This window comes from Streptomyces sp. NBC_00190, from assembly GCF_036203305.1.
Classification (GTDB): domain Bacteria; phylum Actinomycetota; class Actinomycetes; order Streptomycetales; family Streptomycetaceae; genus Streptomyces.
In genome coordinates, this window is the sequence record NZ_CP108131.1 from 5,110,652 (window position 1) to 5,124,818 (window position 14,167).

Sequence of the window (14,167 nt, forward strand, 5' to 3'; positions counted from 1 at the left end):
TCCGCCGCGTAATTTCGTTCGACGGATGTGGGCCGGCGGGGAGCCGGCCCGCATCCGGGCCTATACGCAGCGCCCGGGGGGCCCTTTCGCGACGCAGTGACGGAACCGTCACGCGCGTGCGTGGCGAAAGGGCCCGTCCGGCTGCGCCTGCCGCATCTTCTACGGAGGCACGATGGGGCGCTATGTCGCACGACGACTGCTCCAGATGATCCCGGTCTTCTTCGGGACGACCCTGCTCATCTTCTTGATGGTGTACAGCCTGCCCGGCGACCCCGTGGCCGGACTCTTCGGGGACAAGGGCACCGACCCCGCAACCCTGGCCAAGCTCCGCCACGAGCACGGCCTGGACCTGCCGATCCTGCAGCAGTACTGGAACTACATCTCCGGCATCCTGTTCCACTTCGACTTCGGGTCCCAGATCCGCAGCGGCCGTGAGATCACCGAGGTCATCGGCGGCGCCTTCCCGGTGACGCTGCGCCTGGCCCTGATGGCCTTCGCCATCGAGATCGTCCTCGGTCTCGGCCTCGGCATCGTGGCGGGCCTCAAGGCCGGCAAGCTCGCCGACAACCTGGTCCTGATCCTGACGCTGCTGATCATCTCGATGCCGGTCTTCGTGCTCGGCTTCATCGTCAAGTCGGTGTTCGCCTTCCAGCTCGGCTGGATCGACCCCAACGTCAGCAACGACGAGCTGTGGAGCGAACTGCTCGCCCCGGCCATCGTGCTGGGATCGCTTTCGCTCGCCTACGTGGCGCGCCTGACCCGCACCTCGATGGCCGAGAACCTGCGCGCCGACTACATGCGCACCGCGGTCGCCAAGGGTCTGCCCAAGAGCCGCGTCATCGGTGTGCACCTCATGCGCAACTCGATGATCCCCGTCGTGACCTTCCTGGGTACCGACATCGGCGCCCTCATGGGCGGCGCCGTCGTCACCGAGGGCATCTTCAACGTCAAGGGCGTCGGCGGTCTGATCTACGACTCGATCGTCCGCCGCGAGGGCCTGACCGTCGTCGGTGTCGTCACCGTCCTGGTCGTGGTCTACCTGATAGCCAGCCTGCTCGTCGACCTCCTCTACGCGGTCATGGACCCGAGGATCCGGTATGCCTGACATGACCAAGACCGACACCGCGACGGCCGTGAACCCGTCCGCGCAGGCCCCGGTGGAGCCGGCGAAGGCGGAGAAGGCGCGCAGCCTGTGGGGCGACGCCTGGGCCGACCTGCGTCGCAACCCGTACTTCGTCGTCTCCTCCGTGCTGATCCTCATCCTGCTGGTGATCGCCGCCTTCCCGGGCCTGTTCACCAGCGTGGACCCCACCAAGGGCGACCTGGTCCACCACTTCCTGACCAAGCCGGAGCTGGGCAGCGTCGGTTCGCCCGACTGGCTCGGTTACGACGGCCAGGGCCGCAGCGTCTACGCGCGCCTCATCTACGGCACCCGCGCCTCGATCATCGTCGCTGTCGCCGTGACCCTGATCGTCACGGTCGTCGGCGGCATCACGGGCATGATCGCGGGTTACTTCGGTGGTCTCACGGACGCGATCATGTCCCGCGTCACCGACGTCTTCTTCGGCATCCCCTTCCTGCTCGGCTCGATGGTCGTCCTCCAGGCCTTCACCAAGCGCACCGTGTGGACCGTCGTCTTCGCCCTGGCCTTCCTCGGCTGGACGCAGATCAACCGCGTGATGCGCGGTGCGGTCATCACCGTGAAGCAGGCGGACTACGTGCACGCCGCGAAGGCGCTGGGCGCGGGAACCACCCGCATCCTGATCCGGCACATCCTGCCGAACGCCATGGCACCGGTGATCGTGGTCTCCACGATCGCGCTGGGCGGCTACGTCGCCGCCGAGGCGACCCTGTCCTACCTGGGTCTCGGCCTCGCGTCCCCCACCATCTCGTGGGGTGTGGACATCTCCGCCGGTGCCGCGCAGATCCGGGTGGCGCAGCACATCCTGCTCTGGCCCTCGATCATGCTGAGCCTCACGGTCCTCGCGTTCATCATGCTCGGCGAAGCGGTTCGCAACGCCCTCGACCCGAAGCTGCGCTGAGGAGGGCGTAAGTGATCACCATGGACAACACCAGTGCAATTCCCTCCCCGCGTGACGGGGACAAGCAGGGCCCGCTCCTCGAAGTGCGCGACCTCCACGTGGAGTTCCACACCCGCGACGGCGTGGCCAAGGCAGTCAACGGCGTCAACTACAGCGTGAGCGCGGGAGAGACCCTCGCCGTGCTCGGCGAGTCGGGCTCCGGCAAGTCGGTGACCGCCCAGGCCATCATGGGCATCCTCGACATGCCGCCCGGCAAGATCCCGCAGGGCGAGATCCTCTTCCGCGGCGAAGACATGCTGAAGATGACCTTCGAGCAGCGGCGGAAGATCCGCGGCCGGAAGATCGCCATGATCTTCCAGGACGCGCTGTCCTCCCTGAACCCGGTGCTCACCGTCGGCTACCAGCTGGGCGAGATGTTCCGCGTCCACCAGGGCCTGTCGAAGAAGGAAGCCCGGCTCAAGGCCATCGAGCTGATGGACAAGGTGAAGATCCCGGCTGCGAAGCAGCGCGTGGACGATTACCCGCACCACTTCTCGGGCGGTATGCGCCAGCGCATCATGATCGCCATGGCGATCGCGCTGGAGCCGGACCTGATCATCGCCGACGAGCCGACCACGGCTCTCGACGTGACCGTCCAGGCCCAGGTCATGGACCTGCTGGCCGAGCTCCAGCGCGAGCTGAACATGGGTCTGATCCTGATCACCCACGACCTCGGCGTCGTCGCCGACGTCGCGGACAAGATCGCGGTCATGTACGCCGGCCGGATCGTCGAGACGGCCCCGGTGCACGAGATCTACAAGCGCCCGGCGCACCCGTACACCCGCGGTCTGCTGGACTCGATCCCGCGTCTCGACCAGAAGGGCCAGGAGCTCTTCGCGATCAAGGGCCTGCCGCCCAACCTGCTGCGTCTGCCCAGCGGCTGTTCCTTCAACCCGCGGTGCACCGCCGCGCAGGACATCTGCCACTCGGAGGTCCCCGCGCTCGCGGTGGTCAGCGAGCAGGACGGCACCGAGCTGCCGGGCCGCCGCAGCGCGTGCCACTTCTGGAAGGAGCAGCTCCATGGCTGAGCTCACCAAGGACACCACCGAGCGCGAGCCGATCCTCCAGGTCCGCAACCTGGTCAAGCACTTCCCGCTGACCCAGGGCATCCTGTTCAAGAAGCAGGTCGGCGCGGTCAAGGCCGTCGACGGGATCTCCTTCGACCTGTACCGGGGCGAGACCCTGGGCATCGTCGGCGAGTCCGGCTGTGGCAAGTCCACGGTCGCCAAGCTGCTGATGAACCTGGAGCGGGCGACGGCCGGCGAGGTCTTCTACAAGGGCCAGGACATCACCAAGCTGTCCGGGCGCGCCCTCAAGGCGGTCCGGCGCAACATCCAGATGGTGTTCCAGGACCCGTACACCTCGCTGAACCCGCGCATGACGGTCGGCGACATCATCGGCGAGACGTACGACATCCACCCCGAGGTGGCTCCCAAGGGCGACCGGCGCCGCAAGGTCCAGGAACTCCTGGACGTCGTGGGCCTGAACCCGGAGTACATCAACCGGTACCCGCACCAGTTCTCCGGCGGCCAGCGCCAGCGCATCGGCATCGCCCGCGGCCTCGCGCTCAACCCGGAGATCATCATCTGCGACGAGCCGGTCTCCGCGCTCGACGTGTCGGTGCAGGCCCAGGTCATCAACCTGATGGAGAAGCTGCAGGACGAGTTCAACCTGTCCTACGTCTTCATCGCGCACGACCTGTCGATCGTCCGGCACATCTCGGACCGCGTGGGCGTCATGTACCTCGGCAAGATGGCCGAGATCGGTACCGACGCGCAGATCTACGAGCACCCGACGCACCCCTACACCCAGGCGCTGCTGTCGGCCGTTCCGGTTCCGGACCCCGAGGCCCGCGAGGGCCGCGAGCGGATCATCCTCACCGGTGACGTCCCGTCCCCGGCCAACCCGCCGTCGGGCTGCCGCTTCCGCACCCGCTGCTGGAAGGTCCAGGACAAGTGCTCCGTCGAGGAGCCGCTGCTGGCGATCCCGGAGCGCTTCAAGGGGCAGGACACCTTCGCCGCGCACGAGTCTGCCTGCCACTTCGCGGAGGAGAAGGCCGTCCTGGCCGTCTGACCTCCCGCGGCTGCGGCCGTACGGCGTCCAGGGCGCCCGGACCGGATTCCTCCGGCCCGGGCGCCCTCGCCTTTTCCGCCCGGCACGGGCACGCGCCACGCGGTGGGCACCGGACCTGCCTTTGCACCCGGAGGGGTGACAGGGGGCGCGAGCGGGGGTGCAATCGGTCCAACCGGGGGTGTGCCGGACGCTACATGGGGTGACATAGGGCCCAAGTGAGTCTTGGGATCCATAGGAGGCACTCCATGCGCGGAGCCACCCACGCCAAGTGGGCCGCATGTGCGGTGGCCGTCGCCCTCACGGCGACGGCCTGCGGGGGCGACAGCGACAGCAGCGGCGGCGGTGGCGAGGGTGCGGGCATCATCAGCTCTTCGTGGGGCGACCCGCAGAACCCGCTGGAGCCGGCCAACACCAATGAGGTGCAGGGCGGCAAGGTCCTCGACATGCTCTTCCGGGGTCTGAAGCGCTACGACGCGAAGACCGGCGCGGCCGAGAACATGCTCGCCGAGAAGTTCGAGACGACCGACAGCCAGAACTTCACGATCACGGTGAAGAGCGGCTGGAAGTTCAGCAACGACGAGCCGGTCACCGCCCAGTCCTTCGTGGACGCCTGGAACTACGGGGCGGACGTGCGCAACAAGCAGAACAACTCGCCGTTCTTCTCGGACATCGTCGGCTACCAGGACGTGCACCCCGCCACCGGCGAGCCCACCGCCAAGACCATGAAGGGGCTGGTCGTCACGGGCTCCAACACCTTCACCGTCGCCCTGAAGGAGAAGTTCTCCACCTGGCCGCAGACCCTCGGCTACCAGGCCTTCTCCCCGCTGCCCAAGGCCTTCTTCACCGATCACGCCGGCTGGCTCGCCAAGCCCGTCGGCAACGGCCCGTACATGGTGGACTCGTACACCAAGGGCACCGGGATGAAGATGCGCAAGTGGGACGCCTACCCCGGTACGGACAAGGCCCAGAACGGCGGGGTGGACCTCAAGGTCTACACCGACAACAACACCGCCTACACGGACCTGATCTCCGGAAACCTCGACCTCGTCGACGACGTCCCGGCGCAGCAGCTGAAGAACGTCAAGAACGACCTCGGCGACCGGTACATCAACCAGCCGGCCCTCATCATCCAGACCCTCACCTTCCCCCTGTACGACCCGCAGTGGAGCAAGCCGGGCACGGAGAAGGTCCGCCTGGGCATCTCGCGGGCGATCAACCGTGACGAGATCACCAAACAGATCTTCCAGGAGACCCGCACCTCCGCCAAGGACTGGACCTCCCCGGCCCTCGGGGAGAAGGGCGGCTTCTCCGCGACCATCTGCGGCGACGCCTGCGTGTACGACCCCGCCGAGGCCAAGAAGCTCATCCAGGAGGGCGGCGGGCTCCCCGGCGGCAAGGTCACGCTGACCTCCAACGTGGACACCGGATCGCACCGCGACTGGATGGACGCCGTCTGCAACAGCATCAACAACGCGCTCGGCGAGGGCCCGGTGTGCACGGTCAACCCCGTCGGCACCTTCGCCGACTTCCGCAACCAGCAGAGCAGCTACAAGCTGACGGGCCCCTTCCGCTCGGGCTGGCAGGCCGACTACCCGCTGATCCAGAACTTCCTGCAGCCGCTGTACTACACGGGCGCCTCCTCCAACTACGGGAAGTTCAGCAACCCGGAGTTCGACAAGCTCGTCGACCAGGCCAACCAGGAGAGCGACGCGGCGAAGGCGATCGCCACGTTCCAGGACGCCGAGAAGATCCTCGCCGAGCAGATGCCCTCCATCCCGCTCTGGTACCAGAACGGCAGCGCCGGGTACTCCGAGCGGCTCACGGACGTGGCGCTCAACCAGTTCAGCGTTCCGGTCTACGACGAGATCAAGGTCAGCTGACCGGCTGACGGATCACACGGATCCGGGCCTCCCGCCGTGCGGGGGGCCCGCCGAACACCGACACGTGCCCACCCACACACATGGAGCACTCCATGGGACGTTACGTGATCCGGCGGCTGCTCCAGATGATCCCGGTGTTCATCGGCAGCACGTTCCTGATCTTCTTCATGGTGTACGCGCTCGGTGACCCGGTCGCGGCCCTCTTCGGGGACAAGGCACCCGACCCCGCCACCGCCGCGCGCATCCGCAAGGACCTCTTCCTCGACCAGCCCCTGTGGAAGCAGTACCTCCACTACATGGGGCAGATCTTCCAGGGAAACTTCGGCACCGCCTTCAACGGGCAGCCGGTCACCGAGCTGATGGCCAGCGCCTTCCCCGTCACCCTGCGGCTGACCGTCGTCGCGATCGTCATCGAGATCGTCTTCGGCATCACCCTCGGCGTGATCAGCGGACTGCGCCGCGGCAAGGCCGCCGACACCTCCGTACTGGTGATGACCCTCGTCGTCATCTCGGTGCCCACCTTCGTGACGGGCTATCTGCTCCAGTACCTCTTCGGCGTCAAATGGGGCTGGGTCAAGCCCACCGTCTCCCCGGACGCCCCCTTCAGCGAGCTGATCCTGCCCGGCATCGTGCTCGCCCTCGTGTCCCTGGCGTACGTCACCCGGCTCTCCCGCACCTCGATCGCCGAGAACGCCAAGGCCGACTACGTCCGCACCGCCACCGCCAAGGGCCTGCCGCGCCGCAGGGTCGTCACCCGGCACCTGCTGCGCAACTCGCTCATCCCGGTGATCACCTTCATCGGCACCGACATCGGCGCCCTGATGGGCGGGGCCATCGTCACCGAGAGGATCTTCAACATCCACGGCGTCGGCTACCAGCTCTACCAGGGCATCCTGCGCAACAACTCGCCCACGGTCGTCGGCTTCGTGACCATCCTCGTCATCGTCTTCCTGCTGGCGAACCTGCTCGTCGACCTGCTCTACGCGGTCCTGGACCCGAGGATCCGTTATGCCTGACCCCGAGCGCCCCGCAGGCCCCGGCGGCTACGACCCCGTGGGGCCGCGCCCCCATGAGGCCGTGTCCCCCACCGGCCAGGGCGGTCCCATAGACCTGGCCATCGAAGAGGCCGAGAGCGTCGAGGGCATCGAGAAGGACGCGGAGCCCCGCGGTCCCGCCGGCCCCAAGGAGAAGGCCCGCTCGCTGTGGTCCGACGCCTGGCACGAGCTGCGCCGGAACCCGGTCTTCATCATCTCCTCCCTGATGATCCTCTTCCTGATCGTCATCTCGATCTGGCCCCAGCTCATCGCGAGCGGTGACCCCCTCCAGTGCGACCTGTCCAAATCGCAGCAGGGCTCTGCCCCCGGCCACCCCTTCGGCTACGACACCCAGGGCTGCGACGTGTACACCCGTACCGTCTACGGCGCCCGCGCCTCCATCACCGTGGGCGTCTGCGCCACCCTCGGCGCGGCGCTGCTCGGCTCGGCGCTCGGGGGCTTCGCCGGCTTCTTCGGCGGCTGGGGGGACGCCCTGCTCTCCCGGGTCGCGGACATCTTCTTCGGCATCCCGGTGGTCCTCGGCGGCCTGGTCTTCCTGTCCGTCGTCACCAGCACCACCGTCTGGCCCGTCGTCGGCTTCATCGTGCTGCTCGGCTGGCCGCAGGTCGCCCGCATCGCCCGCGGCTCGGTGATCACCGTCAGACAGAACGACTACGTCCAGGCCGCCCGGGCACTCGGCGCCGGAAACGGCCGGATGCTGCTCCGGCACGTGGCGCCCAACGCCGTCGCGCCCGTCATCGTGGTCGCCACCATCGCGCTCGGGACGTACATCGCGCTGGAAGCCACCCTGTCGTTCCTCGGCGTGGGCCTGCGCCCGCCGACCGTCTCCTGGGGCATCGACATCTCCAACGCGGCCTCGCAGATCCGCAACGCCCCGCACATGCTGCTCTACCCGGCGGCCGCACTCAGCCTGACCGTGCTCGCCTTCATCATGCTCGGCGACGCGGCGCGCGACGCCCTCGACCCCAAGCTGCGCTGAGGAGCCCCGCACATGCTGCTCGAAGTCCGCGACCTGCACGTGGAATTCAAGACGCGCGACGGAGTCGCGAAGGCGGTCAACGGCGTCGACTACTCGGTGGAGGAGGGCGAGACCCTCGCCGTGCTCGGCGAGTCCGGCTCCGGCAAGTCGGTGACCGCCCAGGCGATCATGGGCATCCTGGACATGCCCCCGGGCCGGATCGCGGGCGGCGAGATCCTCTTCAAGGGCCAGGACCTGCTGAAGATGAAGGAGGAGGACCGGCGGAAGATCCGCGGCGCCGACATGGCCATGGTCTTCCAGGACGCCCTCTCCTCCCTGAATCCCGTGCTCAGCGTGGGCGCGCAGCTCGGCGAGATGTACGAGGTCCACCGCGGGATGTCCCGCAAGGACGCCAAGGGCAAGGCCGTCGAGCTGATGGACCGGGTGAAGATCCCGGCGGCGAAGCAGCGGGTGGGGGACTACCCGCACCAGTTCTCCGGCGGCATGCGCCAGCGCATCATGATCGCCATGGCGCTGGCCCTGGAGCCCTCGCTGATCATCGCCGACGAGCCGACCACGGCCCTCGACGTGACCGTCCAGGCGCAGGTCATGGACCTGCTGGCCGAGCTCCAGCGCGAGCTGAACATGGGGCTGATCCTGATCACCCACGACCTCGGCGTGGTCGCCGACGTCGCCGACAAGATCGCCGTCATGTACGCGGGCCGGATCGTCGAGGCGGCCCCGGTGCACGAGATCTACCGGGCGCCCGCGCACCCGTACACCCGCGGCCTGCTGGACTCCATCCCGCGCCTCGACCAGAAGGGCCAGGAGCTGTACGCGATCAAGGGCCTGCCCCCCAACCTGCTGGCCATCCCGCCCGGTTGCGCCTTCAACCCGCGCTGTCCGATGGCGCAGGCGGTGTGCCGGACCGACGTCCCGCCGCTGTACGCGGTGACCGGGTCACCGGTGCGGCGGAGCAGCGCCTGCCACTTCTGGAAGGAGTGCCTCCATGGCTGAGTCCCTTCTGGAAGTGAAGGACCTCGTCAAGCACTACCCGCTGACCCGGGGCATCGTCTTCCGCAAGCAGATCGGCGCGGTCAAGGCCGTGGACGGGGTCTCCTTCGACCTGCGCGCCGGCGAGACGCTGGGCATCGTCGGCGAGTCCGGCTGCGGGAAGTCGACCGTCGCCAAGATGCTGGTCAACCTGGAACGGCCTACGGCCGGCGCGATCTCGTACAAGGGCGAGGACATCACCAAGCTGTCCGGGCGCGCCCTCAAGGCGGTCCGGCGCAACATCCAGATGGTGTTCCAGGACCCGTACACCTCGCTGAACCCGCGCATGACGGTCGGCGACATCATCGGCGAGCCGTACGACATCCACCCGGAGGTCGCCCCGAAGGGCTCGCGCCGGCAGAAGGTCCAGGACCTGCTGGACGTGGTGGGCCTGAACCCGGAGTACATCAACCGGTACCCGCACCAGTTCTCCGGCGGCCAGCGCCAGCGCATCGGCATCGCCCGCGGCCTGGCCCTCCAGCCCGAGATCATCGTCGCCGACGAGCCGGTCTCCGCCCTGGACGTGTCCGTGCAGGCCCAGGTGATCAACCTGCTGGAGCGCCTCCAGGACGAGTTCAGGCTGAGTTACGTCTTCATCGCGCACGACCTGTCGATCGTCCGACACATCTCGGACAGGGTCGGGGTCATGTACCTGGGCCGGATCGTGGAGATCGGCACCGACACCCAGATCTACGACCACCCGACCCACCCGTACACCCAGGCCCTGCTGTCGGCCGTACCCGTCCCCGACCCGGAGGCCCGCACCCACCGGGAGCGCATCATCCTCTCCGGCGACGTGCCGTCCCCGGCGGACCCGCCCTCGGGATGCCCCTTCCGCACCCGCTGCTGGAAGGCCCAGGAGCGGTGCGTGGTGGAGGTGCCGCTGCTCGCGGTCCCGGCGGCCTTCCCGTCCGGGCCGGCGGCCCACCCGTCGGCCTGTCACTTCGCGGCGGAGAAGCGGGTGGTCCCGCCGACGGCCTCTCCGCCGCCTCCGCTCACGAAGGAGTAGCTCACGCCGTCGATCATTTCCGGCCACCCGCGGGTATCCGGCGGGGAATCGACGGCTCCGCTGCTCAACGTCGTTTACACGGGGGCAACTTGACCGTTTCTGCCCCGAGATCTGGGGCATGCAGCCTGGATGCCGTGCGGCCGTGCGGGTGCCGACAGCCGGCCGGGGAGGCGTACAGCCCCTCCGGCCGGCCTCCCCGGTGACCCTGTCCATGCGCGGCGTGCGCCCCTTGTGCTGCCGGATTTCGATCGATGCGCTGGTACGGAAAGTTATGATCCGTAGCGCACGGTGGGTATGACTCTCGCCGAGCACGAATCGTGTACCGATGTCCGCTCGACGTGGAGGTGAAACGCCGTGGCACTCTCGATCTCGGCCGTGGTGCTGCTGGCGATCGTCGTATTCCTGCTGGTCCGAAGGTCGGGCCTGAAGGCGGGACACGCGGTGGTCTGTGTGCTCCTCGGTTTCTATCTGGCGAGTTCCACCATCGCCCCGACCCTCAGCCAGCTCACTTCGAACGTGGCCAGCATGATCAGTGGGCTCAAGTTCTAGGACTCGCCTCGTACGCTAGGCGCCATGAACGGTCTTCCCGCCCGTCGTCTGCTCCTCGTGCACGCGCACCCGGACGACGAGTCGATCAACAACGGCGTCACCATGGCCAAGTACGCGGCCGAGGGTGCCCACATCACCCTGGTGACCTGCACCCTCGGCGAGGAGGGGGAGGTCATCCCGCCCGCGCTCGCCCACCTGGCGGCCGACCGCGACGACAGCCTCGGTGCCCACCGCGTCGGCGAACTCGCCGCCGCCATGGCCGAGCTGGGCGTCGGCGACCACCGGTTCCTCGGCGGCCCCGGCCGCTTCCGGGACTCCGGAATGATGGGCGCCCCGCAGAACCACCGCCCGGAGGCCTTCTGGTCCGCCGACGTGGACGAGGCCGCCGCCTACCTCGTGGAGGTGATCCGGCAGGTGCGTCCGCAGGTGCTCGTCACCTATGACCCGGACGGCGGTTACGGGCATCCCGACCACATCCAGGCGCACCGGGTCGCCATGCGCGCGGCCGAACTCGCCGCGGAGGGCGCGTACCGGCGTGACCTCGGTGAGCCGCACGCGGTCGGGAAGATCTACTGGAACCGCGTCCCGCTCTCGGTGGTCGAGGAGGGCTTCGCCAGGCTGAGGGCGGTCGGCGACGCGGCGCCCTTCCCGGGGCTGGCCTCGCCGGAGGACGTGCCGGGGGTCGTCCCCGACGAGCGGATCACCGCGGAGATCGGCGCCGAGGAGCGGTTCGTGGCGGCGAAGGCGGCCGCCATGCGCGCCCACGCCACCCAGATCGCCGTGGACGGGCCCTTCTTCGCCCTCTCCAACGACCTCGCGCAGCCGCTGTTCGCCCGGGAGTACTACGAACTCGTGCAGGGCCGTCCGGGCGCACCGGCGGGCGAGCGCGAGCACGACCTCTTCGCGGGGGTGGACGCGTGACCGGGACGCTGACCCCGGCGCGGATCGCCGGCGGCCTGGGCCTGCTGGTGGTGGGCGCCCTGACCGGCACGGCCGGCTGGCTGGTGGTGGACCTGTGGTTCCCCGGCGGCCTGCTCCTCGCGCTGCTGGCGACCTTCGGACTGTTCCTCGGCGGGCGGATCGCCCTCGGGACCGGACTCGGGGTGGGCGGGGCCGCGGTCGGCTGGTTCCTCGCGTACGTGCTGCTCGGCGCCCCGCGCCCAGAGGGCGACTTCCTGCTCAGTTCGTCCGGAATCGGCCTGTACGCCTACCTTTTGGGTGGAACGGTGCTCGCTGTGATGTGTGCCACGATGCGCGGTCCGCTGGATCGGCCGGTTTCGGCCGCGCGGCCTGCCAAGTGACGTGGTGTCGGACTCCGTAGGGAGTCGGCGCGGCACGAGCGGACCGGGGCCCGAGGGCCGCTTCAGGGGGGTTTGGCGGGGCCTATGAGGAACCAGGGATTCCCTTGGGTCAGTTGCCCGGCGGCGACGGCCAGTATGGTGGACGGGCCGCCGAGCTGCCCGCGCACGGTATGACGGGCGGCGGAGCCAACCGGGAGAACCTGCCTTGAGTCGTGAAACTGACAGTTCGTCCTCCGGGCCCAACGGGCGCGGTGGAGCCGCATACCCCTCGGGTACGCCGCCGTATGGAACCGGCCAGTATCCGTCCACGACTGTGCCACCTGGGCCCGGCGCGTCGACCGCCCCGGAGGAGAACTCTGTGACCTCGAAGCCGTCCACGCCCGATTCCGACGGGCCCAAGACCGAGACCACCCTGACGACCCGGATCCGGATCAACATCCCGGGTTCGCGGCCGATCCCGCCGGTGGTCGTACGCAAGGCGATGGGCAGCGGCTCCGGAGAGGCCGACGCCGCGCCGGACACCCGGCCGACGCCGCAGCAGGCGTCCGAGCCGGCGCCCGGGCGGGCGCCCGAGCCGCCGCTCGCGCAGCGGCCGAAGCCCGTGCCGACCCGGATCGAGGCCGAGCAGGAGCCGGCCGGCGCCCAGGGCGCGGGCGAAGCCGAGGAGCCGGCCAGCAACTGGTTCGCTCCCCGGAAGGCATCCGCCCCGGCCCCCGCGGCCCTCCCGCCGCTGCCCGTCCGGGAGCAGGCCGCGCCGCCCGTGGCCGGCCGGGCCCCGTCGCCCGCTCCGCGGGCCACCCCGCCGGCTCCGGCCGGGCCGGGCGCGGGCTTCCCGCCGCCCGCGCGCACCCAGGCCCCGCCGGTGGCCGACGCGGGCTTCGCCGCGCCGCGCACCCCGCCCCCGCCGGTCGCGGACTACGGTCCGGGCTTCTCCCCGGCCGCCCCCGCACCCGGCGGCCCCGGCGTCGGATCGACCCAGGGCTTCCCGGCGTACGGGAGCGGCCAGGCCGACGGCCCCGTCACCGAGGCGTTCCCCGTCTACGACAGCCAGGCCGACGGCTTCCCCGGCCCCACGGGCGGACCCGGCTTCGGCACCGGCCCCGTCGGCGGCTCCCCGGCCCAGGGGGCGCCGAGCTGGCCCGGACCCGAGGCGGACCGTGTGCCGACCCCGGTCCCGGCGCCCGCCCCGGCCGCCCCGCGCCCGGCGGCCCAGCAGGAGAAGGCCGCCCCCGCCAAGGCCGCCAAGCCCGCCAAGAAGGGCCGCTCCAAGCTGGTCCTCCTCGGCGGCGCCGCCGTGGTCCTCCTCGGCGTGGCCTACGGAGCCGGGCTGCTCCTGAACCACTCCGACGTCCCCAAGGGCACCACCGTCCTCGGCGTAGACATCAGCGGCAGCCGCGACGAGGCCGTGGCCAAGCTCCAGACGGCCTTCGGCGGCCGCGCCACCACCCCGCTCCAGGTCAGCGTCGGCGGCAAGCAGGTCGAGCTGAAGCCCGAGAAGGCCGGCCTGACCCTGGACAGCCAGACCACCGTCCGCAACGCGGCCGGCAGCGACTACAACCCGATCACCGTCATCGGCTCCCTCCTCGGCAACGAGCGCAAGGCCGACGCCGTGCTGCCGGTCGACGAGGAGAAGCTCCAGGTCGCGCTCCAGGAGCTCGCGGGCACCTCCGGTTCGGCCACCGAGGGCACCATCAAGTTCGACACCGGCAAGGCCGTGGCCGTCCCCGGCACCGCCGGCACCACCCTGGACGTGGACGCCTCCGTCCCGCAGGTGACCAAGGCCTTCCGCGACATGGTGGCCACGGGCAAGCCGACCGTGCCCGAGCTGCCGGTCACCACCAAGGCGCCCGTCATCGACCAGGCCGAACTCGACCGGGCCATGAAGGACTTCGCCGAACCCGCGATGTCCGCCAACGCCACGGTCAAGGCCGGCACCAAGTCCATCCCCTTCGGCAGCAAGTCCCTGCCCCGCATCCTCAGCATGCAGCCGGTCGACGGCCACCTCGTCGAGAAGTTCGACCTGGAAGCCCTCAAGCAGACCTACGGGAACGCCTTCGACGGCGTCCTGATCACCCGCGGCGACGGCTCCAAGACCGCCGTCACCCCGCAGGACGTCGCCGGCGCCCTCGTCAAGGCCCTGCGCGGCAAGACGACGGCCGAGCGGACCGCGGTCATCGACACCAACGCGAGCTAGGCAGCCCCACACCG

The 14,167-nt window shown here is 69.6% G+C and carries 13 protein-coding genes; all 13 read left to right on the forward strand.

Going from position 1 to position 14,167, the window contains the following annotated elements:
* Positions 1–172: 172 nt before the first annotated feature.
* The gene (locus OG429_RS24800; RefSeq protein ID WP_328927465.1) at positions 173–1,105 is read left to right on the forward strand and encodes an ABC transporter permease; all 933 of its coding nucleotides are present in this window, start codon (positions 173–175) and stop codon (positions 1,103–1,105) included.
* Positions 1,098–2,042: an ABC transporter permease gene (locus OG429_RS24805; RefSeq protein WP_328927466.1), complete on the forward strand. Its 945-nt coding sequence runs from the start codon at positions 1,098–1,100 to the stop codon at positions 2,040–2,042. The genes OG429_RS24800 and OG429_RS24805 overlap by 8 nt, the downstream gene beginning before the upstream one ends.
* Before the next feature lie 20 nt (positions 2,043–2,062).
* Positions 2,063–3,109 carry an ABC transporter ATP-binding protein gene (locus OG429_RS24810; protein WP_405681365.1) on the forward strand — a complete coding sequence of 349 codons (1,047 nt, stop codon included), beginning with the start codon at positions 2,063–2,065 and terminating at the stop codon, positions 3,107–3,109.
* Positions 3,102–4,154: an ABC transporter ATP-binding protein gene (locus OG429_RS24815; RefSeq protein ID WP_328927468.1), complete on the forward strand. Its 1,053-nt coding sequence runs from the start codon at positions 3,102–3,104 to the stop codon at positions 4,152–4,154. The genes OG429_RS24810 and OG429_RS24815 overlap by 8 nt, the downstream gene beginning before the upstream one ends.
* A 245-nt stretch (positions 4,155–4,399) precedes the next feature.
* Positions 4,400–6,034: a peptide ABC transporter substrate-binding protein gene (locus OG429_RS24820; RefSeq protein ID WP_328927469.1), complete on the forward strand. Its 1,635-nt coding sequence runs from the start codon at positions 4,400–4,402 to the stop codon at positions 6,032–6,034.
* A gap of 92 nt (positions 6,035–6,126) precedes the next feature.
* On the forward strand, positions 6,127–7,050 hold the full coding sequence (locus OG429_RS24825; RefSeq protein WP_328927470.1) for an ABC transporter permease: 924 nt from the start codon (positions 6,127–6,129) through the stop codon (positions 7,048–7,050).
* Entirely contained in the window at positions 7,043–8,068 is a 1,026-nt protein-coding gene (locus tag OG429_RS24830; protein WP_328927471.1) for an ABC transporter permease, read from the forward strand. The genes OG429_RS24825 and OG429_RS24830 overlap by 8 nt, the downstream gene beginning before the upstream one ends.
* Positions 8,069–8,080: 12 nt before the next feature.
* Positions 8,081–9,064: an ABC transporter ATP-binding protein gene (locus OG429_RS24835; RefSeq protein WP_328927472.1), complete on the forward strand. Its 984-nt coding sequence runs from the start codon at positions 8,081–8,083 to the stop codon at positions 9,062–9,064.
* Positions 9,057–10,109: an ABC transporter ATP-binding protein gene (locus OG429_RS24840; RefSeq protein ID WP_328927473.1), complete on the forward strand. Its 1,053-nt coding sequence runs from the start codon at positions 9,057–9,059 to the stop codon at positions 10,107–10,109. The genes OG429_RS24835 and OG429_RS24840 overlap by 8 nt, the downstream gene beginning before the upstream one ends.
* Before the next feature lie 354 nt (positions 10,110–10,463).
* Positions 10,464–10,658 carry a hypothetical protein gene (locus tag OG429_RS24845; RefSeq protein WP_053677094.1) on the forward strand — a complete coding sequence of 65 codons (195 nt, stop codon included), beginning with the start codon at positions 10,464–10,466 and terminating at the stop codon, positions 10,656–10,658.
* 24 nt (positions 10,659–10,682) lie between these two features.
* Positions 10,683–11,579: an N-acetyl-1-D-myo-inositol-2-amino-2-deoxy-alpha-D-glucopyranoside deacetylase gene (gene mshB / locus OG429_RS24850; RefSeq protein ID WP_328927474.1), complete on the forward strand. Its 897-nt coding sequence runs from the start codon at positions 10,683–10,685 to the stop codon at positions 11,577–11,579.
* Positions 11,576–11,959, forward strand: a complete 384-nt coding sequence (locus OG429_RS24855) for a DUF6113 family protein (protein WP_328927475.1) — start codon at positions 11,576–11,578, stop codon at positions 11,957–11,959. Before mshB ends, OG429_RS24855 begins: the two co-directional genes overlap by 4 nt.
* A 205-nt stretch (positions 11,960–12,164) precedes the next feature.
* Positions 12,165–14,153, forward strand: a complete 1,989-nt coding sequence (locus tag OG429_RS24860) for a hypothetical protein (RefSeq protein ID WP_443051277.1) — start codon at positions 12,165–12,167, stop codon at positions 14,151–14,153.
* The last annotated feature ends 14 nt before the right edge of the window (positions 14,154–14,167 follow it).

Bases quoted from the DNA above. Each gene is read 5' to 3' on its own strand.
- OG429_RS24840 (WP_328927473.1), top strand. From the start codon at position 9,057: ATGGCTGAGTCCCTTCTGGAAGTGAAGGACCTCGTCAAGCACTACCCG.
- OG429_RS24830 (WP_328927471.1), top strand. From the start codon at position 7,043: ATGCCTGACCCCGAGCGCCCCGCAGGCCCCGGCGGCTACGACCCCGTG.
- OG429_RS24820 (WP_328927469.1), top strand. From the start codon at position 4,400: ATGCGCGGAGCCACCCACGCCAAGTGGGCCGCATGTGCGGTGGCCGTC.
- OG429_RS24835 (WP_328927472.1), top strand. From the start codon at position 8,081: ATGCTGCTCGAAGTCCGCGACCTGCACGTGGAATTCAAGACGCGCGAC.
- OG429_RS24805 (WP_328927466.1), top strand. From the start codon at position 1,098: ATGCCTGACATGACCAAGACCGACACCGCGACGGCCGTGAACCCGTCC.
- OG429_RS24810 (WP_405681365.1), top strand. From the start codon at position 2,063: ATGGACAACACCAGTGCAATTCCCTCCCCGCGTGACGGGGACAAGCAG.
- OG429_RS24815 (WP_328927468.1), top strand. From the start codon at position 3,102: ATGGCTGAGCTCACCAAGGACACCACCGAGCGCGAGCCGATCCTCCAG.
- OG429_RS24800 (WP_328927465.1), top strand. From the start codon at position 173: ATGGGGCGCTATGTCGCACGACGACTGCTCCAGATGATCCCGGTCTTC.
- mshB (WP_328927474.1), top strand. From the start codon at position 10,683: ATGAACGGTCTTCCCGCCCGTCGTCTGCTCCTCGTGCACGCGCACCCG.
- OG429_RS24825 (WP_328927470.1), top strand. From the start codon at position 6,127: ATGGGACGTTACGTGATCCGGCGGCTGCTCCAGATGATCCCGGTGTTC.